This window comes from Nocardiopsis tropica (genome assembly GCF_042660575.1).
Taxonomy (GTDB): Bacteria; Actinomycetota; Actinomycetes; order Streptosporangiales; family Streptosporangiaceae; genus Nocardiopsis; species Nocardiopsis tropica.
The window spans coordinates 94,844-120,832 of the sequence record NZ_JBHSUF010000017.1; the positions used below are offsets into that span (position 1 = coordinate 94,844).

Consider the following 25,989-nt stretch of genomic DNA (forward strand, 5'->3'; position numbering starts at 1 on the left):
CGACGGCCCGGCGTCCGCGCCGGTCGGTGCGGACGCCGGGCCGCCCCAACGGGACGACCGGTGCGGGCCCGGACCGGGTGGTCCGGACCCGCACCGGCGCTCATCCCCGTCCGCCGTCCCCGGGGCCCTCGGCCGCCTCCACCGTCTCCGCGACCTCCACGGCCTCGACCTTCGCCTCGACCTCTTCGCCGGCGGGGGAGGAGGCGTCCACCACCGCCAGGGGCAGCGTCGTGCCGAACCGCAGCTCGGCGAACGACCCGGCGGGGACGGCCGGGGACCGCGGGAGGACCGGCCGGACCCGGCGGTAGCCGGCGCCCTGTTCCGGCCGGGGGTCCTCGTCGCCCTTGTTCGGCCACATCGACATCGCCCGCTCCGCCTGCGCGGTGATCGTCAGGGACGGGTTCACGCCCAGGTTCGCGCTGACCGCCGAGCCGTCCACCACGTGGATGTCCGGGTGCCCGTACAGCCGGTGGTAGGGGTCGATCACGCCGCTCTCCGGGCTGTCCCCGATCGGGCAGCCGCCCAGGAAGTGCGCGGTCATCGGGATGTCGAACACGTCGCCCCAGGTGCCGCCGGGGAAACCGTCGATGCGCTTCGCGAGCCGGGTCGCCGCCTCCTGGCCCTTGGGGATCCACGTCGGGTTGGGTTCGCCGTGCCCCTGCCGGGAGGTGAGCTTCTTCCGGCCGCCGAACACCCCCCTGCGGACCGAGGTGGTCAGCGAGTTGTCCAGCGACTGCATCACCAGGCCGATGATGACCCGCTCCGACCAGCGGCGGTTGGAGAAGCTGCGGACGAACACGTACGGGTGGCGCGCCGCCAGCCCCATGAACCGCAGCCAGCGCGGGATCCTCCCGCCGCCGGGCACCTGCATGGCGGTGAGCAGCCCCATCGCGTTGGAGCCCTTGCCGTAGCGGACCGGTTCGATGTGCGTGTTCTCGTCGGGGTGGATGGAGGACGTGATGGCCACGCCGTGCGTCAGGTCCTCCGGCGGCGGCACCTGCTTGCTCATGGCGCCCACGAGCGCCTCGGAGTTGGTGCGGGTGAGCGTGCCGAGCCTGGCGGACAGGCGGGGCAGGAGCCCCGAGTCGCGCATCCGGTGCAGGAGGGTCTGGGTGTTGTAGGTGCCCGCGGCCACCACGACGCCGCGCGCGGTGAACGTGCGGGCGTTCTCCCGCCGCCGGGGCGCGTCGGTCCGGACGGTGTCGAGGGCGAGGCCGCCGCCGGGCAGTTCGCGGACGCGCTCGACGCTGGTCAGGGGGTGGATGTCGGCGCCGCCGCGTTCCGCGAAGTACAGGTAGTTCTCGGTCAGTGTGTTCTTGGCCCCGTGGCGGCAGCCGGTCATGCACTCGCCGCACTCGGTGCAGGCCCGGCGCTCGGGCCCCGCGCCGCCGAAGTAGGGGTCGCCCACGGACTCCCCGGGGGCCGCCTCGGCGCCGTCGCCGTCCTCCCCGTCGCCGAAGCACACGCCCACGGGGGTGAGGCGGAAGGTGTGGCCGACGCCCATGTCCTCCGCGACCGCCTTCAGGTGCACGTCGGAGGGGGTGACGGTGGGGTTGGTGCGCACGCCGAGCATCCGGCGGGCCTGGTCGTAGAACGGGGCGAGCTCCGTCTTCCAGTCGGTGATGTGCCCCCACTGGGGGTCCTCGAAGAACGGGTCCATGGGGTGGTAGAGGGTGTTGGCGTAGTTGAGGGAGCCGCCGCCCACCCCGGCCCCGGCGAGGATCATCACGTCGCGCAGCAGGTGGATGCGCTGGATGCCGTACAGGCCGGCCTGCGGGGCCCACAGGAAGTTCTTCAGGTCCCAGGACGAGGACGGGAGCGTCTCGGGCGTGAAGCGTCGGCCCGCTTCGAGGACACCGACGCGGTAACCCTTCTCGGTGAGGCGGAGGGCGCTGACGGAGCCGCCGAATCCCGACCCCACGACGATGACGTCGTAGTCGAAGCGGGGGTCCTCCTCGGGGGCGGCGGCGGATGGTTCTGCTCTGCGCTCTGGGGGCACGGCTGATCTCTCTCCGGGTCAGTCACGGGCCTCGTAGTGCGCCGGATACGAGTCCGCAACATTGAATGTGCCATCTAGAAATGTGACATTCGATATTGTAATGTTCGTCACTACCGCCGAGTAGGGTGTGTTCCATGTAACACGCGTGGCGTGCTCCGGCGCAAGTTTCGCTCCCCCTCGCCGCCCCCGGCGGCGGAACACTGGAGGTACTCATGCCCAAGGCTTCCGACGAGGCGCCTGAGGCGTCTCGGGACGCGCCTGAGCAGCACGAAGCCGGCGGCGGCACCCTGTGGCGCAGGTTCGCGCTCGTCGTGGTCCCCGGCCTCGCCGCCGCCGCGGTCCTGGGCGGCATGACCACCCAGGGCCTCCTCGCCGCGTCCTTCGCGGTCTCCGGTGACAGCTTCAAGATGTCCGCCGACCAGCTCGCCGGACACGGGTTCACCCAGTTCGGCGACGTCGCCACCTCGGTGGACGGCTCCACCCGGCCGGTCGGGCTCTCCTCGGTCAACACGGCCGAGCTGACGAACCTGTGCATGTCCTCCCTCTGGGACCTGCCCATCGGCGAGGCCACCCTCGTCATCAACGCGGGCGAGACCACGCCCGTCGAGGGCACCAACCTCGTCATCGACATCGAGCAGCTCCAGGGCAACGCCGAGTTCGGCGCCATCGAGATCGGCCGCGACGCCAGCACGCTGGACAGGGCCGACAACGGCCAGGGCCCCGCGGGCGGCTTCGGCCTCCAGGCCGACACCATCACCGTCTCCGACATGGAGATGACCACGTGGGCCGTCACCTCCGGCTCGCTGCGCCTGTCCGGCCTGAGCCTGGCGATCAGGCCCGGCGCCCACGAGTGCTTCTGATGCCATGACCCACGCACTCACCCTCCTCCGGACGGGACGGGGACGCTTCCGGGACTGGCGGCGCAGCCGTCCGTTCTGGGGCGGTGTCCTCCTCGTCGCCGCCGGGGTCGAGCTGCTGCTGGCGCCGGCCGCGCAGAGCCTGATCCTCCCGATCGACCTGATCGTCTACGCGGGTATAGCCGGGGTGTCCGGCGCCCTCATCGCGGCGCTGCTGATCACCCTGGGCGCGCTGAGCTGGCTCCAGCCCGCCCAGCACGTCTTCTTCGGCCTGGTCGGGCTCGCCCTCGCCCTCGTCTCCTTCGTGACCTCCAACTTCGGAGGGTTCGTCATCGGGATGCTGCTCGGCATCGTCGGCGGTTCCCTCGTGTTCGCGTGGGCCCCCGGTGTTCGCCGCCGTTCCCGCGGGCGCCGCCGGGCCGCGACGGCCGACGCCTCCGGTCCCGTGCCTGAGGAGGCCGACGCCTCCGGCCCCGGGCCGGCGGAGGGAGTCACGGGCGCCGGTCCCTCCGAGGAGGACGACGGCGCCGGTGGCGGCGTCCCGCCCGCCGCGGCCGGGGCCCCGGGGGAGGGCGGAGTCGCCGACACGCGCCCGAGGACCGGGCCGCTCGCCGCCCTGGCGCTGCCGCTGGCCGTGGCGGTGGTGCTGGCCGGAGCCCCCGCTCCCACCCTGGGCTGGCCCTGGGACTGGTTCGCCCCGCCGGGCGGCGGGGAGGAGCAGCCCGAGGACGCCCCCTCGGAAGACCCCTCGGAGGAGCCCTCCGCCGGACCGACCGGCGAACCCCCGGAACCGGGCGGGAACCCCGGCGAGGACGGGGAGCCGCAGGAGCCGGGGGAGGACGAGGAGCCCGAGGAGGAACCGGAGGAGGAGACCGGCGCCGACCCGGCGGCCTGCGAACTGCTCTCCGGCGAGTCCGCGCTGGCGGGGTCGGAGGAGGAGTTCCTGGAGGCCGTGGAGGCCTGCCGGGCGGCACGGGACGAGGGCGAACTCCCCGACGTCCCCGTCGACGAGGACCACGACTGCTTCCAGGGCTCGGTCCGCACGTCCGGCCTGACCGCCGACACGCTCACCATGAGGGGGGCGCGCTACGACGGCGTCGTCGAGTGCCCCACCGCCGACGGTCCGCGGCGCTACATCATGCTCAGCATGCGCCAGGCCGACGTGGACAACGGCGAGCTGTGGTTCGAGGACGGGGGGACCCGCATGAGCCTGGGCCTGCCCACCATGAACCTGACCGGTGACGTGCGCCTGCACATCACACGCATGCACGTGCGGCTCCTGGGGATCCCGCTGACCTTCACACCGGACTTCCCGCCCCCGCTGCTGCTGCCGTTCATGATCGTCACCGACGTGGAGGTGGACAACCCCATGGCCGGCACCGACAGCATGACCATCCCGAACCTCAACGGGCAGTACGGCGGAGGCGGCTGACACGGACCGGTCCCGGCTCCGGGGCGCGGTCGGCGGGGGCGGCTTGTGGAGCGGCGCCCCCGCCGTTCTCCCCGGGCGGGCCCCGTGCCGCCCGGCCGGGGCGGCCCCGCGCCCGCCCCGGCGGGCACGGGCGCGGGGCGCCGAGGAGGCGAAGCGGTCCGAAGCGCTCACGTCCGGTCGGCAGCGTACGGGCGCGGGGCGCCGCCGACGGCGACGCCCCGCTGGTACCGCGGACTACCAGTTGTCGGTGATCAGGCGGCTGGCCCGGCCCACGTGGGAGACGTACAGCGCGTCGCGGGCCCGTGTGGAGGCCACGAACAGCAGCGTCCGCTCCTGCTGGAACGCCTGCTCCAGCGCCACCTGGTCGCCGTCGGCCGCCTCGATCGCGGCCTTGGGCGGCAGCAGGTGGTCGCTGACCCCGACCAGGGCCACACAGCGGAACTCCTGGCCCTTGAGCCGGTGCATCGTCCCCACGCGCACCGCCGCGGCGTCGCCGCCGTCCTCCAGCGGCGCGGTCGGGATCCCCCTGGCCTCCAGCTCCTTGGCGATGCCGCGCACCACCCAGTGGTTGCGCCCCGCCACCGCGATCTCGGCCGGCTCGACGCCGGCCTCCAGCCACGCCCGCACCCGGTCGCCCAGGGCGGCGAGCTCCTCGGCGCGGTCGTCGCAGCCGCGCACCACCGGCGCGGGCCCGCGCAGCAGGGACCGGTACCCGGCCAGGGTGTCGGCGTTGTCGTCCATGCCCAGCGCCGCACGGCGGCCCAGGATCGGCATGCTCCAGTCCAGGATCTCCTGGGTGATGCGGTAGCTCGTCCGGAGCCGGTGGCCGCGCCCGCGCACGTTGATGCCGAGCGAGGCCAGCGACACCCGGTTGTCGGACACCCGCTGGTGCGGGTCGCCGACGACGAACAGGTCGTCGGGGCCCTCCGGGACCGCCGCGCGCAGCATCCGCCACTGGCTCGGGTGCAGGTCCTGGGCCTCGTCCACCACCACGTGCCGGAACAGCGGCGCCCCGCGGCCCAGGACGCGGGCGGCCTCGGCCGCGAGCTGCGGGTAGGACCACAGCCCCTCCACCCGCATGGCGCCGACGTAGCGCCGCACGGTCTCCCACACCTGGCGGCGGTGCTCCGGGGCCAGGTGCTGCACCCGGCCGCTGCGCTCGCAGCGGATGTACTGCGGCAGCAGCTCCAGCCCCTTGGCGAGGATGACCTGCTCCCACTCGTCCACCAGGAAGCGGCCGGAGAAGGGCAGGCCGTCGGCCAGCGCCACCGCACGCCACCGCTGGGCCAGTTCGTCCCTGCCGACCATGCGCGGCGCGACGCTGCTGTGCGACTGCACGACCGACCGGGCGAGGCTGTCGATGGTCGCCACCCGCACCCGCGCGCGCACGCCGGGGTCGGGCAGCAGCTGGTCGAGGCGTTCGGAGAGGGACAGGGCCAGGGCCCGGTTGTAGGTGGTCAGGAGCACCGCCTCGCGGGGGTCCCCGGGATGGGCGGCGGCGTCGTGCTCGGCCAGGTGGGCGGCGCGGTGCAGGGCGATCACGGTCTTGCCCGTCCCCGGGCCCCCGGTGATCTGTGCCGCCCCCTTGAAGCGGGCCTCGGTGATCCGGTGCTGGTCGGGGTGGAGGGTGATCTGCCACTGGTCGAACGGCGCGGCGAGGGCGTCGGCGAGTTCGGGCGGGCCGGTGGGCGTGGGGTCGACGGCTCCGGCCCCGGGGGACTCCAGGACCTCGGGGCGCAGGCCGCGGGCGAAGCGGAGCGCCTCGTCGCGCGGGCGCACGGTGATGAGCCGGTAGTGCGTACCGTCCGTGGGGCGGTCCTCTCCGGGCTCGCCGCGTCCCTCCCCGTCGGGGTCGGGAACGACGACGCCGGTCCAGTCGGGGGCGATGCTGACGACCCGCACGCGCGGGTCGGCGGCGCCGGCGACGGCCTCCAGGTCGGGGTCGTCCCCGGCCTGGCAGGCGCGCATCACGGCCAGGGTGTCGAGCTGGACGTCGGGCGTGAGGCGGGTGAAGTCGCTGAGAAACGTCGGGGCGATCGCAAGGGCGGACACGTCGTGAATTCCTCCGGTCTTCGACCAAGTGGTGTCTGCGGTGCTGAGGAGGTCGGAGCGGATGGTGTCGCGCGAGGGGAAGCCGGTCGGGCGACCGTCGCGTTCACCTGAAACATGCTCGGTGGCGAATTTGGGCAAACGCCGCCCCGGGGGCGATTCCCGCCGGGTTGCGAGGGGTTTTCGGGGTTCATATAACCCCTGTTCAGAGGGTGTTTTGCGCAAGCGCGTTCGAGGTGCTGGGCGGGTTTTTCCGCGGGGCCGCGGTGCGGGCTCCGTGACCTGCGGTTCTGTGCGAAGGGCTGGTGTCCGTAATGGGGGTTATGTACCTGACCGAAATTGAGTAACAGAGGGCGAGACTGCCAGCTCGGAGTGGGATCCGTGGGGATAGTGAGGAAGAACTGTCGTCAGGGAAGGGTATGACCGAAACCCGGCGGGAGAGGGGGAACGTGTGACCGTCGCGGAACCGGGTCCGTCGCCGCGGGAGGGGTACACGTTGTGGCCGGTTTCGGACACGCTCTGTGCAGACGGCGCCCCCGCGCGAGATCGTAGAGCGCACGGGGGGCGGAAACCACGTGTGGTTCAGGACTCTGCCGGGGTCCGTCCTACCCCGGCAGAGTCCTCAACCGCTCTGGCTCCCGGACCGCTCTAGAGAAGCGGTACCCAGTCCCCACCCTCTCCAAAGCGGGTGGCGCGGCCAACCTTCGCCGACCCGAGGGCCCCGGCGCCGCTCGACTCCGTGACCGTCACACCCCATGCTCTACCTTGGTGGTGACAAAAGAGCGGAAAGGACCGGGACGAGCACAGTGGCCCCCAACGACATGAGCCGGATGCGCATATCCGACGCTGAGCGCGACCAGGTCTCCGAGGTCCTGCGCGAAGCCGCCGCTGAGGGCCGGATCACCCTCGACGAGCTGGACGAACGGCTCAACGCCACCTACGCGGCCAAGACCTACGCCGACCTCGAACCGCTCACCTCCGACCTGCCCGCCCCCGGCGGTGCGGCGTCCCCGCTGCCCTCGGTCCCCGGCACGGTCCCGGGGGTGGTCGCCCGGCCCCAGGGCGACCCCATGGTCCTCAAGGGCGGAGGGAGCTCCATCGTCCGCAAGGGCGCATGGGAGGTCCCCCACCGGGTCGAGGCGCACAACAAGTACGGCTCCACCCGGCTCGACTTCCGCGAGGCCGTCCTCACGAGCCCCGTCACCGAGGTCCACGTCGACGCCTCCTGGGGCAGCGCCGACCTGATCCTCCCCGAGGGCGCCACCGCCTCGGTCGACTGCGACGCCTCCTGGTTCGGCTCACAGCGCTCCGACGTCGACTCCATGCGCAAGCAGGGCGCACCGCACTTCGTCGTCACCGGCTCGTGCCAGGGCGGGGGCCTGCGCGTCCGCTACAAGCGCCCCTTCTCCTGGGGCGGCCGCGGGGCCTGACCCGGCGCCCGCACGGGCAGGGCGACGAGCCCGGCCCGCCGCCCTGCCCGGCGGCCCCGTACGGCCCGCCCCCGCGGCTTCCCGGGCCCCGTCGGTCGCGCTCCGGCCGCACCCGCGTCCTCCCTCGCCGCGTCCCGGCGCACTGCTCCCACCCCTCCCCGCCCCGGCCCGGTCCACTGCTTCCGCGCCCCGTCGGCCCCGTGCGGACCGGACTCCCCGTCCGGCCGTGCCCGGCCGTGCGCCATGATGGGTGCGGCGCGCCGCGGGGCGCGCCGGCAACCGGAGAGGCGGCACGCGTGGGCTGGTGGATCGCAGGGGTCGGAGCGGGCGCGTGCGCCCTGGCACTGGCCCCCTACGCCTGGACCTACCTGGCCAGCGCCGGGCGCCGCAAGGACCCCGGCGCCGTCCCGCACCGGCCCGTCGCCGTCGTCCTGGGCGCCGCGGCGTGGAAGGACGGGCCCTCGCCCCTGCTCGCCCGCCGCCTGGACCTGGCCGTCCGCCTCTACGAGGACGGCAGGGTCGGGCGGATCATCGTCTCCGGGGACAACCGCGAGGTCTCCGGACACGAGACCGACACGATGACCGCCTACCTCGTCGGCCGCGGCGTGCCCGCCGACCGGATCGAGGCCGACCGGTACGGCTACCGCACCTGGGACACCTGCGTCCGGGTGCGCGACCTGCACGGCGTCCGCGCGGCCACCATGGTCACCCAGTCCTTCCACCTGCCCCGCACGGTCGCCCTCGCCCGCGCCGCGGGGATCGACGCCGTCGGGGTCGGGGACCCCAGCCTCGGCGCCCGCCGCCGCTCCACCCTCATCGGCTACGCCCGTGAGGTCGGCGCCGCCGTCAAGGCCCTGCGCGACGCGGTGCTGCGCCCCCCGCCCGCGCACCAGGAGGCGTGACCGCGCCCCGGCGGGGGTTCCCCTCGGAGGCGTGGGAAGGGTACGACCACCCCTCGTCCCGGAGGAGGACGCGGGGTTCCCCGCGGGGGCGTGAGAAGGTCGACGCCGCCGCCGATTCGCGCGATCCGGCTGAGCCGGGATAATCGGGCCCATGAACGCGACCACGGACAACGACCCACACGACGGCGCGGAGAGCGTGGACTGGGCGGCGCTCCTCCCCGAGGGCGGCGAGCGCGTCCCCGGACTGCTCGCCGAACTCGCCGGGAGCGACACCGCCCTGTCGGACCTCCACGACCTCGTCCACTTCCCCGCGCCCGGGCACGTCGCCGCGCCCAGGATCGTCGACTTCCTGGTCGACACCGCCTGCGCCGAGGGCACCCCGCCCACCGACCGCTGGCGTCCCCTGAGCCTGCTCCTGGAGCTGGTCGCCGGCCACCCGGAGGACCGCCTCCCCGAGGTCCGCGACCTCGGCCAGTGGCGCGACGAGGTGGCGTGGGCGACGTCCACCGACATGGAGAAGGTGCGGGAGCAGTACCGCGCCTGGGCCGAGGAGGCCCCGGACGAGCAGCACCACCTCCGCATGCGCAACCGGCTCGCCGTCATGGAGCAGCCGAACGGCGTCGCACTCCTCCAGGCCGAGCTGGACACCTACGAGGCCGTCCTCGCCCGCGTCCCCGACCTGGTCACCCTCCTCAAGGGCGGCGTCAACCGCGGGGGCCTGGACCGGGCGGGGGAGTGGGTCAGCTACCTGCTCGCCTTCCTCACCGACGACTCCGAGCGGATCGCCTCCGAGATCACCGGAGCCTCCCAGGTCCTGCTCGCCAAGGACCTGCGCCCCGCCCCGCAGGCGCCCACGAGCCTGCGGGAGGTCATGAGCGGAGGGCTGGACAGCGGCGAACCGCTGCCCGCGGAGCTGTTCGCCCTGGGCCTGGTGGCCGACGCCGCCGACATCGACACGACCGTGGCCCTCACCCACCAGATGGCGGGCGGGAACCTCTACAACTCCTTCGCCGCGTCGGTGTCGCTCGTGCTCATCCACGGGGAGGACACGCCCCGCGAGGCACTGCGCCGCATCGGCCGCGGCGGCGGGACCTCGATGGGCTACGCGGGCCTGTTCAACGAGTCGTGGCCGCACTGCGGCGGGCGCTCGCCGCAGGTCCTGGGCTTCCTGGCCCTGGGCCGCGCCGGGGGCCGCGCGCGGCGGCTGCGCCTGGACATGCTGCCCGGCCTGATCAAGGAGGAGGCCGACTCGCGAGCCCTGGTGACCGGTGTCGGCCTGGAGATCGTCCTCGGCCCCCGCACCAAGGGGCACAGCGCCGAGGAGCACGCCCGCGCCGAGTACGACGAGGAGACCCTCAAGGTGCTGTGGGCGATCGCCGAGCTGCCCGCCTCCGCGTGGGAGGACGGGGAGTTCACCGCGACGCTGGACGCCTGGGCGCTGCCGGACACCGCCGAGGAGTTCCGCGCCCTGGTGGGAGTGGAACCCGAGGAGGAGCGGGAGGACGAAGAGGCGCCCCCGGCCCCGGCCCCCGCTCCCCAGGCCCCCGCCCCGGGCGGCCTGTTCGGACGCCTCTTCGGCGGAGGCCGCTAGAGGTCCGGGGGCCGCCCCGGTCACCGGCGCGGCCCCCGGGCGTCATTCCGCGTCGGCGGCCAGGGCGTCGTCCACGGCGGTCTCGTAGCCCCCGAGGAAGGTCGGGTCGGGGCGGAACACCGCCGTGCCCAGCGCGGCGACCGCGGCGGGGACCTCGCGGACCCACCCGTACAGGGTGGCGAACCTGCGCTCCTCCAGGCTGGAGTCGGCCACCCCGACCGCGTCGATCCCCGCGTCCCGGCAGAGCCGCACCGCGCGCGGCAGGTGGAAGTCCTGGGTGACCACCGTGGCCTCCTCCACCCCGAACACCTCCCGCGCGCGCACGCACGAGTCCCAGGTGGAGAACCCGGCGTAGTCGCCCGCGATCCGGTTCTCCGGAACCCCGGCGGCCACCAGGTAGTCGCTCATCGTGTCGGTCTCGTTGTAGTGGTCGACGCTGTTGTCGCCGCTCACCAGCACGGCCTCCACCTTCCCGGCGAAGTACAGCTCGGCGGCGGTGTCGAGGCGGCGGGCCAGCAGCAGGGACGGCAGGCCGTCGGGGCGGACGCCGGCGCCCAGCACCAGGGCGACCGGGCGCTCGGGCACCCCCTCGGCGGTGTGGCGGTCGCCGGAGGTGCTCGCGACCTGCCACACGAACGGGAGGAAGCCCGCCACCACGGCGCACACGGCCAGCAGGGCGAGGCGCCGCAGGGGGCGCCGTCGCCGTTCGGGGCGGTCGGGGCGGGTCTTCCCGCCGGTGTCGCCGGGGCCCTCGCCGGCTCCCGGTCCGGAGGCGCCGTCGCCGGGGGAGCCGTCGGGGCCCGGGGCGGCGCGCCCGGGGGCGGAGGGCTCCCGCCCGGCGTCGTCGGGTGCGGAGGTGCCGGACGCGGCGGGATCTGAGGTCGTCACGCCTGAGAAGACGCCCGGAGCGGCCGGAGAGTTCCGGCGGAGGGTAGGACGAGCGGGGCGACCCTGCGGGCGAACCGCCCCGGGCGGAAAACCCGGCTGTGCGCCGCCCGGACACCCCGTTAGAGTCGCCGCATGTCCTCACAGCCGCACCACGACGACCTGTCCCCGCGCCTGCGCGCCCTCGCCGACCTCATGCCCGGGAGCATGCGCGAGGGCTCCGGGATGCACGAGTACGACGGCAGGGTCGCCGACACGTCGCCCGACGGGATCCGGGACGCGCTGTCCCGGCTCGGCGGCGACCCCGTCGCCGACGCCCACGACGAGGCCCACCTGGCCGCGTTCGAGCAGGGGCTCCGCTACGAGCTGGGCGAACTCCAGCTGCACCGTTCCAACCCCCTCCACCACCTGGGCGAACTCGACGTCTCGGTCTACGACCGCGAGTACGCGCCCCGGGCGGAGCGCGACGCCGCGCGCGTCGCCCACCTGGCCGAGTGGCCGCGCGTGGTCGACAACGCCGTCGCCTCCCTGGACAGGGTCCCCGCCCCCGTCGCCGACGCGCTCCTGGCCGCGGTGAGGGGTGTGGCCGACGGCCTCCCCGACGATCTCCCCGCCGACGTCCTCGAACCCGCCCTCGCCGCACACGCCCGCCTCGTCGCCCACATGGAGCGGGCGGTCCGGGAGGGCCCGGAGAGCGCCCGGCTCGGCGCGGACGCCCTGAGCCGCCTGATGGGCACCGTCGAGGCGGCCGAGGTGGACCTCGCCGACCTCGCCTCCCGCGCCGACGCCGAGCGCGACCGCCTGCGGGCGGCCCTGGCCGCGGTCACCGGCCGGATGGCCCCGGGCCGCGACCCCATGGAGTTCGCCCGCGAGCTCACCCGGCAGTACCCGGCCGCCGACGGGGTCCTGGACGCCGCCCGCCGCTGGACCGGGCTCGCCGTCGAGTTCACCGCCGAGCGCGGGCTGGCCCCGTGGAGCGACGGCGAGTGCCGCGTGGACGTCTCCCCGCCCTCGCAGCGCTGGGCGACCGCGATGATGGCGTGGTCGGGCCCGTGGGAGGCCGACACCCCCTCCTTCTACTTCATCACCCCGCCCGACAAGGCCTGGAGCGAGGAGGAGGCGGGCGAGTGGCTGGAGATGTTCAGCCACACCACCCTGCCCGCCGTGAGCGTGCACGAGGTGGCGCCGGGCCACTTCTCCCACGGCCGCGCGCTGCGCAGGGCCCCCGGCCAGGTGCGCCGCGCCCTGCACTCGATGACCTTCGCCGAGGGGTGGGCGCACTACGCCGAGGAGATGTGCCTGGAGGAGGGCTTCGGCGAGTACGCCGCCGAACGCCTGGGGGACCCCGCGTGGACCGCGGACCACTACGAGGTCGGTGTGTGGGTGGAGGCGCTGATCCGCGTCACCCGCCTGTCGGTGGCCATCGGCATGCACACCGGCGGCATGACGGTGGAGGAGGCGGCCGCCCGCTTCGCCGAGGACACCCCGCTCCAGGGGCCCGCCGCCCTCTCCGAGGCCCGCCGGGCGACCTTCGACCCCACCTACGGCCGCTACACCTGGGGCAAGCTGGAGATCCTCGCGCTGCGCGAGCGCGCCCGCGAGCAGTGGGGGGAGGGGTTCGACCTGCCCAGGTTCCACCGGGCGCTGCTCGACCTCGGCTCCCCGCCGATCGGGCTCATCGGCACCGCCCTCGAACGCGGTTAGCGCCCGGGCAGCGCTGTGCGGAGGGGGCCGCGGGACCCCCGGTTTCCACGGTAGGGCGGGGCCGCCCCGGCCGCCAGAGGTCCCCGGGGCCTGTGGACGGCCGGTCGGCCGCGGTGGCCGGGCCCGGGCGGCGGACCGCGTCCGGGACCCCGGCTCCGGGACCTCGGACCCGGCTCCGGGCCCGCGCCCGTGGTCCCGGGACACCGGACCCCGACCTCGGGACCCCGGCTCCGGGACCTCGGACCCGGCTCCGGGCCCGCGGCCGTCCCGCCGGGACGGCCGCGGGCCGCTCCCGGCCTACTCCGGGGTGACGGGGCCCGGCACCCCCAGTTTCCCGAGGGCGTCGCGCACCCGCCCCTTCGACGAGCCCAGGGCCCGCGCGGCACCGGCCGCGTCCACGTCGGCCAGGAGCGACACGAGCGCCACCCGGGTGTCGCCGTCGGCGGCGTTGAGGGCCTCCGCGCACGCCTCCTCGCCCAGGCCGGTGGCCTGCGTCAGGATGGTCACCACCCGGCCCCGCAGCTTGCCGTTGGTGGCGTCCACGCCCACCATCAGGTTCGAGAACGTCCGGCCCATGCGCACCATCACCGCGGTGGAGAACGCGTTCAGGGCGAGCTTCTGCGCCGTGCCGGCCTTCATGCGCGTGGACCCGGCGATCACCTCCGCGCCCGTGGAGACGCCCACGTGCACGTCCGCGGCCGAGGCGAGCGACGCCCCGGGGTTCGCGCTGATCAGCACCGTCGACGCCCCGCGCTCCCTGGCCGCCTCCAGGGCTCCCCCCACGTACGGGGTGCGGCCGCTCGCGGCCAGCCCCACCACGAGGGAGCCCTCGGACACGCCCGCGGCGTCGATCCGGCCGGACTCCCAGTCGTCCTCGATCCCCTCCACGGCCCGTGCCAGCGCCTCGCCGCCGCCCGCGTGGTGCGCCACCACCCACTCGGCGGGCACGCCGTACGTCGGCGGCAGCTCGGCGGCGTCCTGCGCGGCGATCCGCCCCGAGGTGCCCGCGCCGAAGTAGTGGATGGCCGCCCCGCCCTCCAGGGCGGCCACCCCCAGCTCCACGGCCCGCGCCAGCTCGGGCAGGACCGCGCCCACGGCCGCGGGGACCGTGGTGTCCTCGGCGTTGATCTGCCGCAGGATGTCGAGCGCCGGGAGCAGGTCGATGTCGTACGTGCCGGAGTTGCGCTCCTCGGTGGGGGCGCGCACGATCACGGCCCCACCGCCCTCCGGGTCGCCGGGGGGCCGGGGGACGTCTTCCCCGCCGCCGTGTACCGCGCTCTCCTGTTCGGTCCGCACCCGTGCCGTTCCTTTCCGTAGGGCCGCACCCGGCCCACCGCCGGGAAACCGGGCGACGGGGCCGGACGCGCGCCGGTCAGTCGTCGTTTCCGTCGGTGCTCCTGCCGCCGGGGGAGTCCCCCCGGCGGCGTCTGCGGTCGTCGTTGATCCGCAGGCCCCGCACAGCCTCGAAGGTGGTCTCCAACGCGGTGCGGCTGTCGGTGTAGCGGCTCTGGGCCAGGCCCACGAACAGGCAGTCCACGACGGTCAGCTGGGCGAGCCTGCTCGCGGTCGCCCCGGACCGGAACGTGGTCTCCCGCGCCGCCGTGGTCAGCACGTGGTCGGCGAACCCGATCGCGGACCGGGGGAAGTTGGTGATGGCGACGGTCCGCGCCCCTCGCCTGCCCGCCTCGGTCAGCGCCTGGACCGTGTCGATGGTCGAACCGGAGTGGGAGATGCCGATGGCGACGTCCCGCTCGTCGAGGAGGGCGGCGCTGGTGAGCATGACGTGCGCGTCGGACCACGCGAACGAGGTCATCCCGATCCGGTGCAGCTTCTGCTGGAGGTCGGCGCCGACGAACGCGCTCGCCCCCACCCCGTACACGTCGATGCGCCGCGCGCTCGCCATCGTGTCGATGACCGTGCGCAGGACGTCCACGTCCAGGGCCGCCCCGGTCTCCTCGACGGCGCGCGCGTCGGTGTAGGCGATCTTCTGGACCACCGTGACGAGCGTGTCGTCGGGGTTGATGTCGCTGGACAGCTCGGGGGAGCCGGAGCGGGCGCCGCGGGCCTGCCCGGCCTCCGTGGCCAGCGCCAGGCGCAGCTCCCGGTACCCGCTGAAGTCGATGGTGCGGCAGAACCGGATCACCGTCGCCTCGGAGGTGGCGCAGTCCTTGGCGAGCTGGGTGATGGAGGAGGCCGCGGCCCTCTCGGGGTCGTCGATGACGCGCTGGGCGACCCGCCGCTCGGCGGGCGCGAGGGAGGGCAGGAGCGACCGTATGCGGAGCACCGTCGTGGGGACGGGCGAGACGGAGAGCGCCCCGGTCTCCGGTAGGTCGCCCGAAGGCTTCGGAATTTGCGCCATGGAGGAAAGTTTCTTTCGGTCGTGGTGCAGAGTCAACGCAGTGGAGGGAAAAAGCGGGAGAATCAAGGATTTCAAGGGACGGTCGCGGCAGCAAGTATCCACCCTCCGATTGCGGGATCCCAGCTCAGGCGGCACCCTGGGGGCGGGGGCGTCGCGGTTCATCCGTCACGCGCGCAACCCGCCAGGGGGGATGGTGCCGTGTCGCCGAGCGACTCGGAAGGACGGCGGTCCGGATCGGCCGCCGGGACCGGCGCGACGGCCGGCACGCGGCCGGTCGACCGCGGGGCCGGGGGGCTCCACGTCGGGCTGCTGGGGCAGTTCGGCGTCGAGGTCGCAGGGGTTCCGCTGAACCTGCGCGGGGACAAGCGCCGCGCCCTGCTCGCCTCGCTCCTCCTCAACGCGGGGAGCACCGTCCCCACCGCCCACCTCGTCGAGCGGATCTGGGACGCCCCGCCCACCCAGGCCAACCGCAGCGCCCTCCAGGTCCACGTCGCCCGTGCCCGCGCGCTGTTCGAGCACCACTGCGGCACGCCGCTCATCCGCGGCGGGAACGGCGGCTACCGCATCGACCTCGCCGAGGAGCAGTCCGACCTCCTGCGCTTCCGGGCACTGGTCGGGAGCGCGGCCGACGCCGCGGCGCGGGGCGACCGCGGGGCCCGCACCGAACTCCTCATCCGGGCCCTGGGCCTGTGGCGCGGCCCGGTCCTGGCCGACGTGGCCAGCCCCGTCCTGCACTCCCGCGACGTGCCGCCCCTCACCGAGGAGCTGCTGCGCGCCGCGGAGGAGGGCTTCGGCGGGGCCCTGGCGCGCGGAGACCACGAGCGGGTGGCCGACCAGATCCGGCCGATCGCCACCGACCACCCCGAGCGCGAGCCCCTCATCCGCGTCCAGATGATCGCCCTCTACCGCAGCGGCCGTCCCAGCGAGGCCCTGCGCGTGTACGCGCGCACCCGCGACGCCCTGGTCGAGCGCCTCGGCGCCGACCCGGGACGCGAACTCCAGGAGACCTTCCACGGCATCCTGCGAGGGGACCTGGACCCCCCGTCGGAGCACGGGCCCGCGCGGCCCCCGGGGCACGACGCGCACCGCGACCCCCTCGCGCGCATCCCGCGCCAGAGGGCCCTGGTCCGCGGAGCGGGGGCGCCCGCGGGGGACACCGGCGCCTGCGCCGGCGCGGACGCGGACCCGGGGGGACCCGCGGGCCGGTGCGTCCGGGCGGAGGAGCCGGCGCCCGATCCGGTCCGGCCCCCCGCCAGGGTGCCCGGCTCCGTCACGCCCTCCGAGCTGCCCTCCGCCCCCGCCGTCCTGGTGGGGCGCGACGGGGCCATGGCCGAACTCGACCGGCTCGTCGACCCGCGCGGGGGCACCCCCGGCAGCGTGCTCGTGCGCGGCCCGGCCGGGGCGGGGAGCAGCGCCCTGGCGCTGCGCTGGGCGCACGCGGTGGCGCCGCACTTCCCGGACGGCCAGCTGTACGTCAACCTGCGCGACGGCGACGGCTCCCCGCGCGACACGGCCGAGGTCCTGCGCCGGCTGGTGCGCTCCCTGTCCTCGGGGTGGCACGGCACGGGCATCCTGGACGCCGAGGACGCCGCGGCCCGCGTCCGCACGCTCCTGGCGCGCAGACGCGTCCTGCTGATCCTGGACAACGCGACCACCAGCCGCCAGGTGCGGCCCCTGCTGCCCGGCGGCGCCGGTTGCGCCGCGGTGGTCACCAGCCGGAACTGGCTGACCGACCTGCTGGTGCGCGACGGGCTCCGCGCGCTCCCGGTGGGGGCGCTGCCGCCGGGGGCCGCCGTCGAACTGCTCCGCTCGCAGATCGGTGCGGACCGGTGCCGGGAGACGGTGCTGCGGCGCCTCGCCCACCTGGCGGGATACCTGCCGCTGCCGCTGCGGATGGCCGTGGCCTGGTTCGACACCAACCCGCACGCCTCCGGCTCGGAGCTGGTGCGGAGCCTGGAGGAGGCGGACCCGGCACGCGGCGTCACTCCCACGGCCCGGATGGCCGCCGTGCTGCGTACCGGGCCCGGGACGGGCCGCCACGGCCGCGGGGAAGTACCGGTCGGAGCGGACCCGCCCGGCACAAGTGTGGGACAGGCGTCTTACGTTCGGCTTTCACCCGGATGAGGACTGCCCGCCCTGCGGTTGGCCGGGAGGTGGGCGGAGCGTGGCGGCCCGTGGACGCGGCGCGAACGGAAAACCAAGCACCGGTGGTGAAATCGGTCGGATTTGTCTACGGGGGTCCGCTGGGGTCGCACGAGTCGCTAGTGTCAACCCCATGACACAGAACAATGATCCCAACCTGGACCCGGCGGGCAACACCCAGCACTTCCGCCGCTTCGTCGACGAGAACCCGGAGCCCGAGGAGCCCGCGCGCCGCCCGATCCTGCCGCTGGTGCTGGCGGGCGTCGGCGTGGTCCTGGCGATCGCGGTGGTCGTCGCGCTGGTCCTGGCCTTCTCCTAGGACCCCTGTCGGGCTCTGGCGGCACGGGGCGGACCCGCCGGTCGGTCCGGAACCGGTTCGCGACCGCCCCGCGGTCCTGCTAGAGTTAACGACGTCGCCAGGGGGTACGGGCCACGGTCCGGCACCCGGGAGCGGCGGGCGTCATTAGCTCAATTGGCAGAGCAGCTGACTCTTAATCAGCGGGTTCGGGGTTCAAGTCCCTGATGACGCACAGCGGGTCGGCCCCGGCGGGAGGCATCACCTCCCGCCGGGGCCGACCGCTTCCGAGGTCCCCGGCTCCGCCGGGTGGTGTGCCCCACATCGGGGCCTCGGAGGCGCGGAGTGCTCCACGGTTCCGGTAGAGTTCAATCCGTCGCAACGAGGGCGAGAGCCCGCGCGGGACGACAGGCGTCATTAGCTCAATTGGCAGAGCAGCTGACTCTTAATCAGCGGGTTCGGGGTTCAAGTCCCTGATGACGCACACGATCCGAGACCCCGATCGATTTCGATCGGGGTCTCGTGCTTTCCCGGGACCGAATTCGCCGATCGCCCTTTCCCTGTTTTTCGCGTCCTCCTTTCCCTACTCCCCGAATTCGCGCTGACGCATTCTGTGCCCTTGGCGTCCCGTGCGGAACGGCGTCCCTTTCGGGGGGTCGTTCGCCGCTTCCGGTAGCGGTCGGTGGTGATGTGCGGCACCTCGAACTGTCGTAGCCGGATGGTCTCCTGCGTTCGGTGCCCGAGATCCCCTTGGGTCTACGGCATCGCAGCTCAGGCAGTGCGCATCGTGACCGTTCGGCCTCATGGGGTGACCTCCCTAATGAGATTGACATAAATCCCCTGGTGGGGAAATGTTGCGTTTCTGCCGCCTCTCTCGGAGAGGCAAGAACCCCTTGTACCAACCCCGGAGAATCCCCATGTCTGTTTCCCCCGTCCTGCGCGCCACCGGTCTGTCCGCGCTCGCCCTCGGCTCCGTCCTCGCCCTCAGCGGCTGCGGCGCCATCACCTCCCTCATCGGCGGCGGCAACGTCTTCGACATCAGCGTCGGCGACTGCTTCGTCGAGTCCGAGATGGACGCGGCCTTCGCCACGGGCGAGGTCAGCGACGTCCCCCTGGTCGACTGCGCCGAGGAGCACGACGCCGAGGTCTACTACACCGAGGACCTGCCCGAGGGCGACTTCCCGGGCACGGAGTCGGTCAACGCCTCCACGGAGGAGATCTGCTACGGGGACAACTTCACCGACTTCGTCGGCGTCTCCTACGACGAGTCCGAGATCTACGCCGGCGCGCTCTTCCCGACCGAGGAGAGCTGGAACCAGATGGACGACCGCGAGGTCGCCTGCTACCTGACCACCAGCGGTGAGATGGTCACCGGCACCCTCTCCGGCGCCAACCGCTAGACCCGCTGGACCCGCTGGACCCGCGAGTACCGCGCACCTCCGGTGACGGGCCCTGCCCCAGCCCGCGCCACCCCGCGCCGCTGTTCACCTGCGGCGATGGAGAGCACGTCGCGACCGGAGAATCTAAAAATTCTGATTCGCCCCTTCTTGGGCTGAAACCTTCTCCGTGTCACGTGCATCTTGATACATGTCGCCGACCCTCCCCCAAGTCGGTAGCAAGCAACCCTCGAACTGGTGGAGTACTACTCATGTCCGCAACGCGCCGCCCGCTGCTCGGCCGCATCACTATCGGGATCCTGGCCGTCGGCGCCTCGCTGTCCCTCTCCGCATGTGGCCAGCTTCCCCTGCTGCCCCCCGCCCTCACCGGCGGGGCCGAGGTCTCCCCCGAACCGGTCGAGACCAGCGAGACCCCCGAGACCCCCGCCCCGGAGCCCGTGGAGTCCGAGGAGCCCGCCGGCGCCTCCGACACGGACGTCTTCAACGTCGGTCTGGGCGACTGCCTGAACGAGATGACGCAGAACACGGACGACCAGATCTCCGAGGTTCCCATCATCGACTGCGCAGAGCCCCACGACTACGAGGTCTACCACGTGGAGGACATCGCGGAGTCGGGCGACTACCCGGGCGACACCGCCGTCCAGGAGGCCGCCAACACCATCTGCCTCGACGCCTTCGACGCCTGGGTGGGCATGGCCTACGCCGAGTCCGGCATCGACTACACGCCGCTGTACCCCGTCGAGGAGGGCTGGAACCTGGGCGACCGCGAGGTCCTCTGCCTGGCCTACGACATGGCCGGCCAGGTCGAGGGCACCCTCGCGGGCGCCGCGTACTAGCGCCGGGACCGGACAGCGCTCCGGTCCGGCGGCACGACCCGGCTCCTGTCCTTGTCGCGGGCAACTGCGACGAACCCCGCGACAAGCACAGGATCCTTCCCGGCGGACCTCGTCCGCGGCCCCGGACATGCCTCCGGCAGGCGCACGACGAGCACGGGACCCGGCCCTACCGGTCCCGGTCCGCACCGCATGACGAACGGCCCGCACCGCACGGTGCGGGCCGTTCGCGTTCTCCGGGGGAGGGGCTCAGGTCGTCCCCTCCCCGGACCGGTTCCCGGTCAGACCCCGGAGCCGCCCGTGGCGGGCAGGAGCAGCGGGGCGACGGGCTCGGCCGGTTCCTGCGCGAACGCCTCGGCGGTCTCGGCCGCCGGGGCCGGTTCCGCGGGCGGAAGGCCCTGGCAGGTGACGTCGGCCGGGGCCTCGCCGTCCACCAGGTAGGCGTCCACGGCGTCCCTCACGCACGGCAGGCCGAAGGAGTGGTAGAAGCCGTGCCCGCCGTCCCCGGCCACCGTGACCAGCGGGTTGTCCAGGCGTTCGGCCATGGCCACGCCGTCCTCGTAGGGGGTGTTGGCGTCCAGCTCACCGGCGATGACCAGGCCCCGCGGGTAGCCGTCGCGCTCGGCGTCGACCGCGGGTTCGGGCCGGTCGACGGTGCTGAAGGCGCACGGGTGGGGGGAGGCCCACCCCGCGCCGCTCCCGTAGGGGTGCTCCTCCCGGTACACGCGGCTGTCCTCCCGGTACACGCTGAGCCGGCCGGGCCACTCCGTCTCGCACAGGACCGCGGTCTGGAGGTCCGGCGTGAAGGTGTCGCCCACCACAGGGCTGTAGGCGATGCTCAGGGTTTCGTACCCCTCGGGCAGCGGCTCGTCGTTGACGAGGAACCACTGGAACGAGGCGAACGCGTCCCATGAGGCCTGGAACCGCGCGTGGAAGCCGATGTCCATGTCGAAGAAGTTGTTCTCGTACCCCGGCATGGGGGAGTCCTCGCCGAGCGGCTCCTCCCGGAGCCGCGCGGAGGTGGCGTCGAGCGTCTCCCGCACGTCGTCCGCGGTGGTACCGAAGCCGTACAGGTCGTCGTGCTCGGCGAGCCAGGCCGCGTACCGGTCCATGTTGGCGCTGAAGGCCGGGGCCTGGCCCATGAGGGCGTCGCGCGACACGCCCTCGGGGCGGGTGGCGGAGTCCAGGACGCTGCGGTCCATCCGCTCGGGGAAGAGGGTGCCGTACACCGCGCCCAGGTACGTGCCGTAGGAGCCGCCGAGGTAGTTGAGCTTCTCCTCGCCCAGCGCGGCGCGGATGACGTCCATGTCCCGGGCGGTGTTCGCGGTGCTCATGTGCGGGAGCAGGTCGCCCTGGGTGCGCTCGCAGGTGCGCTGGTAGTCGACCGCGGCCCTGGTCATGGCGGAGAACTCGGCGTCGGTCGGGCGCGTGAAGAAGGGCAGGGGGCCGGCACCGCAGTCCACGCGGGGTGAGGACGCGCCGGTGCCGCGGGGGTCCATGCCGATGATGTCGTACACCTCGGCCGCACGCGTGTCCCCGAGGGCCCAGCCGGCTGCGGGGTTGTCCGCGAGGGAGAGGGGGACGGCGCGCCCGTGGCCTCCGGGGCCACCGGGGTTGGTGAGGAGGATGCCGCGCCGCCGTTCGGCGTCGTCGGCGGTCCCGCGGCTGACGGCCACGGTGATGCGCGTGCCGCCGGGATCCGCGTAGTCGAGGGGGACCTCGATGTCGGCGCACTCCAGGCCGGGGAGTTCGGCCTCGGTGCAGGGGGCCCACGCGACGTCCTGGTCGTAGAACTGCGCGAGGGCGGTGTCTGCGGGGGCGGGGGCGGCGGGGTCGGCCGCGGCGGGCGACGCCGCCGCGAGGGAGGTGGTGAGGGCGGCCGTCAGGACGCTCGCGGCCAAGGGGATCGTGCGTGCTCGGCGCACAGGGGTGGCCTCCGCTTTCGGTCTCGTTCCGGGGGGAACGGGGTCGTGTGCTTCGGAGGCACCACGGTACGAACCGGACGTACGTGTGCAACATTGACGAATGTCATGGATCCGGCCCATGGCCGGATGCGGACAGTGACGTCCCGCGCCGACGGTGTCGGCCCGCCGGTCGACCCCGATCCGGCGGCGGGGAGACGCCGCGGTTTTCTTCTTCGCAGGTCACAGGGTTGTTGTGCTCCCGGGCGGGGGATCAACGCGAGTGTCGGAACCGACCACGAAGCCCCTGAGGAGACCCATGCGCCGTACCTTCGCCGCCCTCGCCCTGAGCACAGTCGTCCTGGGGGCGTCCGCTGCGCCCGCCGCCGCCCACGACCTCGGAGACCTCCCGCACGTCGCCTACGCGCAGCAGGTCGTCGGCGCGATCCTCTTCGGCGGGGGAGACCCCGGCGCCTCCGGGGGACTGCAGTTCAACCGCGCCGAGCACTGAGCGAGCATGGGTGAGGCGCCTGCTTTCACCCCTCGCACCGGTTCCCAGAACAGCTCCATGGGAGCACCGGCCCTGTCTATCCTGAACCCCCGATGTCAGGGAGGCAGGGCCCTGTGTCTGCTTCATCCCCCCACCCCGGCGAGGTCGGCCGACTGATCCGGGAACTTCGCACGGCGCTCGGCTGGTCCCAGTCCCGTCTGGCATCGGAGCTTGCCCGGGTCGGCGGCGACACGGTCACCCGGATGTACGTCTCCCGCTGGGAAAACGGCCACTGCGCTCCGCAACCGTACTGGCTGCGGCATCTGGCGACCGTGCTGCAAGTACCGCTGGAAACCATGGAGGACACCGTGAACCGGCGCGGATTCCTCACCTCCCTGACCGGAACCGCGATCGCCCCGGCCGTCGCCGCCGACCTCATCGAGGCCGGGTTCGCGGCCGCACTCGGCGACCGGGCCCGCACCGGCGAGGACTGGGACGGGGCGGTCGAGACCTACGGTCGCGACTACATGACCCAGGGGGCCGCTGAGATCCAGAAGCGCCTGGTCGCGGACATGATCGTGTTGCAGCAGCAGGTCGAGACCCCGCGTTCGTGGGTGGTCGCCGCGAAGCTCGCCACCCTGTACGCGAAGACGTTCCCGGGCTCGGACGGGCTCAAAGCGGTCTCCTGGTACCGCCATGCGGCCAGGTTCGCCGACCGGTCCGGGGACCGTGACGTGCGCGTGTGGGTGCGAGGCAGGGCCGCGATAGCGCTCGGCTACGAAGGGGCGGCCCTCGGGATGGCGGACACCCTCGCGGCCCAGGCGATGGCGTTGGACGAGCGGCCCTCACTGGGCATGGTGAACGCCGTCATGGGCCGCGCCCACGCCGCAGCTCTGCGCGGTGACCGTGCGACTGCCCTGTCTCTGGTCGAGGAGGGGCGGCGCGTATTCGACAAGGCCGGTTCCGACGACGCGGAGTCCGACTACGCCGTCCCGTGGCGGAGGTTCAACATCTTCGCTTCCCTCCTGGCGGCCCGGTTGGGTGACGAACGCCTGGCCGGTGAGGTCCAGGCCGAGGCGGACCGGCATCTTCCCGCATCGCTGCCACGGTTTCGCACGCACCTGGAGATGCACCGGGGGTTGATGATGGCCCGCCAGGGCGACTCGGCGGGGGTGGGGTACGCGCAGGCCGCGTTGGACGCACTCCCGCCGGAGAAGCACTCGTTGACGTTGCGGATGGTGATGGAAGAGATCCACACGGCAACGGGTTGATACCCCTTCTGCTACTCCCCAGGGGATGCCCGGCCCTTCAGGGTGAGAGGCAGAGGTCACCGCCGTTCGGGCGTCTCCCGGCGGGGTGCCTCCCCTCGTGAGGAGGACCTTCCGGATGACGATCGCGCTCACCCAGATCGGACCCCCGTACCCCTGTTCCCCCGCGGATGCTGTGGCTGGACCTGACCCGCGCCTGCCAGCTCGAATGCGCCCACTGCTACAACGAATCCGGGCCCGAAGGCGGGCACGGCACCATGACGCGGGACGACTGGCTGCGCACCGTCGACCAGGCCGCCGACACCGGGGTGCGCCACGTCCAGCTCATCGGAGGGGAGCCCACCCTGCACCCCGATGCCCTGGAGATCGCCGCCCGCGCCCTGGCCGCCGGGATGAACGTCGAGGTGTACTCGAATTTGGTCCATCTCTCCCCATCCTGGTGGGGGATGCTGAAGCGGCCGGGCATGTCGCTGGCCACCTCGTACTACTCGGCCGACCCCGCCCGGCACAACGCCATGACCGGGCGTTCGGCCTCCCACCGGCACACCCGCCGCAACCTGGTCAAGGCCCTGGGGACGGGCGTCCCGACGCGGGTCGGCATCGTCACCGCTGACGGCGTGGGCGTGGAGGAGACCCGGGCCGAACTCGAAGCCCTCGGCGTGACCCGGATCGGTGTGGACCACGTCCGCCCCTACGGGCGCGGCGCCCAAGACCAGGAACCCGACTGCTCCGGGCTGTGCGGGGCGTGCGGAGACAACCGGGCGTCGGTCGCCCCGGACGGGTCGGTGTCCCCGTGCGTGTTCTCCACATGGATGAGCGCGGGAAACGTCCACCAGACAGGGTTGGCCGATATTCTGACCGGCCCCGACATGAGCAACGCCCGGACCGCCATCCAAGAAGCCAAGGGACCGGACGACGACGATGACGAACACACCATCATCACCTGCGAACCAGACCACTGGTGCTCCCCCGGAGGCCCCGGAAGCGTGTGCGACCCCCGCAACTGAGGACACCATGATCCCGTTCACCGACCTCATCCGCCCCCACACCGGTGGCATCAGCCGGGTCCGCCCCGCTGGTAAGAGTTTCGGCTGGAGCACCACAGCCCTTGTCAGCGGCGAAGCGGGGGAGTTCTTCGTCAAAGGGGTCCCGAACCGGCCCGGCGGACGCCTGGACTCCGCCCAACGGGAAGCGACCATCAACCCGTTCGTCCGGGACGTCACCCCGACGATGCGGTGGCAGGCCGAGGACGAGCACTGGTTCGTGATGGGCTTCGACGCCATCGAGGGCATGCCGGCCGACTTCCGGCCGGGCTCACCCGACCTGGTCCGGGTCGTGGAGGCCCTGAACAGGGTTTCGAAGATCCCTCTGCCCGCTGTGGCCCGGGGGTGGGAGGAGACCCGGTGGGACCGGTTCGCCACCGAGGAGGAGAAGGCCCTTCTGCGCGGGGACTCGTTGACCTACACCGACGTCCACGGACACAACTTCCTCCTCACCGAGGGAGGGACGTGGCTCCTGGACTGGGGGTGGCCCACGCACGGGGCGCCGGTCATCATGCCCACGGACCTGGCTGTCCAACTCGTCTCCGCCCACCACTCCCCGGAGTCCGCCGAGGGGTGGGTGGGGCAGTTGGAGGCGTGGAAGGCGTCCTCGCCGGAGAGCGCGCAGGCGTTCGCCCGTGCCGACGTGCGCATGCACGAGTGGATGGTCGAGATGCGGCCGGAGGAGGAGTGGTTGAAGGCGATGCTGGTGGCTGCGGAGGCGTGGGCGGAGCACCTGGGCGCGCGATAGGTGCTCTGGGCTCTGTCCTTGGGTCTTCGGGGTGGTGTGCTGTGGCCGAGATCCGTGAGAGGTCCCGACCCGGTGGCCTGGTCGAAGAGTTGGTGTCCGCATCGTGCCAAGTTCCTGACAGAACGTGTCCATCGGGCTACCGTGCCTGTGACAGCACCCCGTGTTCCCGGGCAGGTCGAGCGCTGAAGGGCGGCCCCAGGCGTCTCAGCGGGACAAGGACCGGTGCTCGCACAGAGCGGCCGACGGGGAGGGCTCCTCGCCGACCCGTCACCCCCACGAGGAAGAGATCCACGATGAGCACCCACCCCGCGCTTCTGGAGTCTCCGGACGGAGAGAGCCGAGCTGGCATCGCCAGGACCGGCGACGCTTTCCCCCTGGACCCGACCGTGAGCATCTTCAACGCCAGCACCGAGAGCGCCAGTGCCTCGGCGACCCGACCGTGGGGCCTGCGCTTCGCCGTGACGCCGCCGTTGCGGCCCGAGGTCGCCGGTGAGGGAGACCGCTACGTTTACGACCCGGCGATCCAGCAGGGCGTGAACGCCGCTACGGGTGAACCCTCCCGCGGCAAGCGCAGCTCCGGAACGAAGGAGACCACCGGGGACCCCGACAGTTCTCGGCCGGCTTCCGAAGAGACGACCTCCGATTGACGCCGTTCCCGCAGTGC

At 73.3% G+C, this 25,989-nt stretch carries 21 protein-coding genes and 2 tRNA genes; 17 read left to right on the forward strand and 6 right to left on the reverse strand.

Features of this window, described 5'->3' with window-relative positions:
- Positions 1–100: 100 nt before the first annotated feature.
- Positions 101–1,999 (reverse strand): GMC family oxidoreductase, encoded by a 1,899-nt coding sequence (locus ACFQBR_RS24870; RefSeq protein ID WP_344178273.1) that lies wholly within the window; start codon positions 1,997–1,999, stop codon positions 101–103.
- Between the two features lie 212 nt (positions 2,000–2,211).
- Between ACFQBR_RS24870 and ACFQBR_RS24875 the strand changes: the two genes are divergently transcribed.
- Both ACFQBR_RS24875 and ACFQBR_RS24880 read left to right on the forward strand, forming a co-directional pair.
- Positions 2,212–2,859, forward strand: a complete 648-nt coding sequence (locus tag ACFQBR_RS24875) for a DUF6230 family protein (protein WP_267946212.1) — start codon at positions 2,212–2,214, stop codon at positions 2,857–2,859.
- A gap of 4 nt (positions 2,860–2,863) precedes the next feature.
- On the forward strand, positions 2,864–4,288 hold the full coding sequence (locus ACFQBR_RS24880) for a DUF6114 domain-containing protein (RefSeq protein WP_378554554.1): 1,425 nt from the start codon (positions 2,864–2,866) through the stop codon (positions 4,286–4,288).
- A gap of 234 nt (positions 4,289–4,522) precedes the next feature.
- On the opposite strand, the gene ACFQBR_RS24885 is transcribed toward ACFQBR_RS24880, so the two are convergent.
- Entirely contained in the window at positions 4,523–6,340 is a 1,818-nt protein-coding gene (locus tag ACFQBR_RS24885; RefSeq protein ID WP_344178277.1) for a UvrD-helicase domain-containing protein, read from the reverse strand.
- Between the two features lie 803 nt (positions 6,341–7,143).
- On the opposite strand from ACFQBR_RS24885, the gene ACFQBR_RS24890 reads away from it, so the two are divergent.
- From ACFQBR_RS24890 to ACFQBR_RS24900, 3 genes are all read left to right on the forward strand, one after another.
- Entirely contained in the window at positions 7,144–7,767 is a 624-nt protein-coding gene (locus ACFQBR_RS24890) for a DUF1707 SHOCT-like domain-containing protein (protein WP_267946209.1), read from the forward strand.
- 296 nt (positions 7,768–8,063) lie between these two features.
- On the forward strand, positions 8,064–8,669 hold the full coding sequence (locus tag ACFQBR_RS24895) for a SanA/YdcF family protein (protein ID WP_344178280.1): 606 nt from the start codon (positions 8,064–8,066) through the stop codon (positions 8,667–8,669).
- A gap of 151 nt (positions 8,670–8,820) precedes the next feature.
- A complete protein-coding gene (locus ACFQBR_RS24900) occupies positions 8,821–10,260 on the forward strand; it encodes a hypothetical protein (protein WP_344178282.1) in 1,440 nt (479 codons plus the stop codon).
- Positions 10,261–10,302: 42 nt separating this feature from the next.
- Here the strand turns inward: ACFQBR_RS24900 and ACFQBR_RS24905 are convergent, their stop codons facing one another.
- Entirely contained in the window at positions 10,303–11,148 is an 846-nt protein-coding gene (locus tag ACFQBR_RS24905; RefSeq protein ID WP_344178284.1) for a SanA/YdcF family protein, read from the reverse strand.
- A 132-nt stretch (positions 11,149–11,280) separates the two neighbouring features.
- On the opposite strand from ACFQBR_RS24905, the gene ACFQBR_RS24910 reads away from it, so the two are divergent.
- Positions 11,281–12,849 (forward strand): DUF885 family protein, encoded by a 1,569-nt coding sequence (locus tag ACFQBR_RS24910; protein WP_267946206.1) that lies wholly within the window; start codon positions 11,281–11,283, stop codon positions 12,847–12,849.
- Between the two features lie 297 nt (positions 12,850–13,146).
- Here ACFQBR_RS24910 and ACFQBR_RS24915 read toward each other — a convergent pair whose 3' ends face one another.
- Positions 13,147–14,145: an N-acetylmuramic acid 6-phosphate etherase gene (locus ACFQBR_RS24915; RefSeq protein WP_344178287.1), complete on the reverse strand. Its 999-nt coding sequence runs from the start codon at positions 14,143–14,145 to the stop codon at positions 13,147–13,149.
- Between the two features lie 76 nt (positions 14,146–14,221).
- A complete protein-coding gene (locus ACFQBR_RS24920) occupies positions 14,222–15,208 on the reverse strand; it encodes a MurR/RpiR family transcriptional regulator (protein ID WP_344178290.1) in 987 nt (328 codons plus the stop codon).
- A gap of 198 nt (positions 15,209–15,406) precedes the next feature.
- On the opposite strand from ACFQBR_RS24920, the gene ACFQBR_RS24925 reads away from it, so the two are divergent.
- The 6 genes from ACFQBR_RS24925 (at position 15,407) to ACFQBR_RS24950 (ending at position 19,878) form a co-directional block, all read left to right on the forward strand.
- The gene (locus ACFQBR_RS24925; protein WP_378554559.1) at positions 15,407–17,332 is read left to right on the forward strand and encodes an AfsR/SARP family transcriptional regulator; all 1,926 of its coding nucleotides are present in this window, start codon (positions 15,407–15,409) and stop codon (positions 17,330–17,332) included.
- A 151-nt stretch (positions 17,333–17,483) separates the two neighbouring features.
- Positions 17,484–17,669, forward strand: a complete 186-nt coding sequence (locus ACFQBR_RS24930) for a hypothetical protein (RefSeq protein ID WP_267946203.1) — start codon at positions 17,484–17,486, stop codon at positions 17,667–17,669.
- Positions 17,670–17,807: 138 nt separating this feature from the next.
- Positions 17,808–17,880 (forward strand) — tRNA-Lys (locus tag ACFQBR_RS24935).
- 176 nt (positions 17,881–18,056) lie between these two features.
- Positions 18,057–18,129 (forward strand) — tRNA-Lys (locus ACFQBR_RS24940).
- 433 nt (positions 18,130–18,562) lie between these two features.
- Positions 18,563–19,045, forward strand: a complete 483-nt coding sequence (locus ACFQBR_RS24945) for a septum formation family protein (protein WP_344184924.1) — start codon at positions 18,563–18,565, stop codon at positions 19,043–19,045.
- A gap of 248 nt (positions 19,046–19,293) precedes the next feature.
- A complete protein-coding gene (locus ACFQBR_RS24950; protein WP_267946201.1) occupies positions 19,294–19,878 on the forward strand; it encodes a septum formation family protein in 585 nt (194 codons plus the stop codon).
- A gap of 278 nt (positions 19,879–20,156) precedes the next feature.
- Here the strand turns inward: ACFQBR_RS24950 and ACFQBR_RS24955 are convergent, their stop codons facing one another.
- Complete coding sequence (locus ACFQBR_RS24955) at positions 20,157–21,776, reverse strand: alpha/beta hydrolase (RefSeq protein WP_344184925.1); 1,620 nt, start codon at positions 21,774–21,776, stop codon at positions 20,157–20,159.
- 319 nt (positions 21,777–22,095) lie between these two features.
- Between ACFQBR_RS24955 and ACFQBR_RS24960 the strand changes: the two genes are divergently transcribed.
- The 5 genes from ACFQBR_RS24960 to tgmA all read left to right on the forward strand — a co-directional run bounded on the left by ACFQBR_RS24960 (position 22,096) and on the right by tgmA (position 25,972).
- Positions 22,096–22,287, forward strand: a complete 192-nt coding sequence (locus tag ACFQBR_RS24960) for a hypothetical protein (protein ID WP_344184926.1) — start codon at positions 22,096–22,098, stop codon at positions 22,285–22,287.
- Positions 22,288–22,400: 113 nt separating this feature from the next.
- On the forward strand, positions 22,401–23,537 hold the full coding sequence (locus ACFQBR_RS24965) for a helix-turn-helix transcriptional regulator (RefSeq protein ID WP_344184927.1): 1,137 nt from the start codon (positions 22,401–22,403) through the stop codon (positions 23,535–23,537).
- A gap of 167 nt (positions 23,538–23,704) precedes the next feature.
- Positions 23,705–24,541 carry a radical SAM/SPASM domain-containing protein gene (locus tag ACFQBR_RS24970; protein ID WP_344184929.1) on the forward strand — a complete coding sequence of 279 codons (837 nt, stop codon included), beginning with the start codon at positions 23,705–23,707 and terminating at the stop codon, positions 24,539–24,541.
- 7 nt (positions 24,542–24,548) lie between these two features.
- Positions 24,549–25,325, forward strand: coding sequence for a protein kinase (locus tag ACFQBR_RS24975; protein ID WP_344184930.1), 777 nt, complete (start codon positions 24,549–24,551; stop codon positions 25,323–25,325).
- A gap of 293 nt (positions 25,326–25,618) precedes the next feature.
- Positions 25,619–25,972 carry a putative ATP-grasp-modified RiPP gene (gene tgmA, locus ACFQBR_RS24980; protein ID WP_344184931.1) on the forward strand — a complete coding sequence of 118 codons (354 nt, stop codon included), beginning with the start codon at positions 25,619–25,621 and terminating at the stop codon, positions 25,970–25,972.
- Positions 25,973–25,989 lie beyond the last annotated feature (17 nt).

Bases quoted from the DNA above. Each gene is read 5' to 3' on its own strand.
- ACFQBR_RS24875 (WP_267946212.1), top strand. From the start codon at position 2,212: ATGCCCAAGGCTTCCGACGAGGCGCCTGAGGCGTCTCGGGACGCGCCT.
- ACFQBR_RS24880 (WP_378554554.1), top strand. From the start codon at position 2,864: ATGACCCACGCACTCACCCTCCTCCGGACGGGACGGGGACGCTTCCGG.
- ACFQBR_RS24900 (WP_344178282.1), top strand. From the start codon at position 8,821: ATGAACGCGACCACGGACAACGACCCACACGACGGCGCGGAGAGCGTG.
- ACFQBR_RS24910 (WP_267946206.1), top strand. From the start codon at position 11,281: ATGTCCTCACAGCCGCACCACGACGACCTGTCCCCGCGCCTGCGCGCC.
- ACFQBR_RS24920 (WP_344178290.1), bottom strand. From the start codon at position 15,208: ATGGCGCAAATTCCGAAGCCTTCGGGCGACCTACCGGAGACCGGGGCG.
- ACFQBR_RS24930 (WP_267946203.1), top strand. From the start codon at position 17,484: ATGACACAGAACAATGATCCCAACCTGGACCCGGCGGGCAACACCCAG.
- ACFQBR_RS24945 (WP_344184924.1), top strand. From the start codon at position 18,563: ATGTCTGTTTCCCCCGTCCTGCGCGCCACCGGTCTGTCCGCGCTCGCC.
- ACFQBR_RS24950 (WP_267946201.1), top strand. From the start codon at position 19,294: ATGTCCGCAACGCGCCGCCCGCTGCTCGGCCGCATCACTATCGGGATC.
- ACFQBR_RS24960 (WP_344184926.1), top strand. From the start codon at position 22,096: ATGCGCCGTACCTTCGCCGCCCTCGCCCTGAGCACAGTCGTCCTGGGG.
- ACFQBR_RS24970 (WP_344184929.1), top strand. From the start codon at position 23,705: ATGCTGTGGCTGGACCTGACCCGCGCCTGCCAGCTCGAATGCGCCCAC.
- ACFQBR_RS24975 (WP_344184930.1), top strand. From the start codon at position 24,549: ATGATCCCGTTCACCGACCTCATCCGCCCCCACACCGGTGGCATCAGC.
- tgmA (WP_344184931.1), top strand. From the start codon at position 25,619: ATGAGCACCCACCCCGCGCTTCTGGAGTCTCCGGACGGAGAGAGCCGA.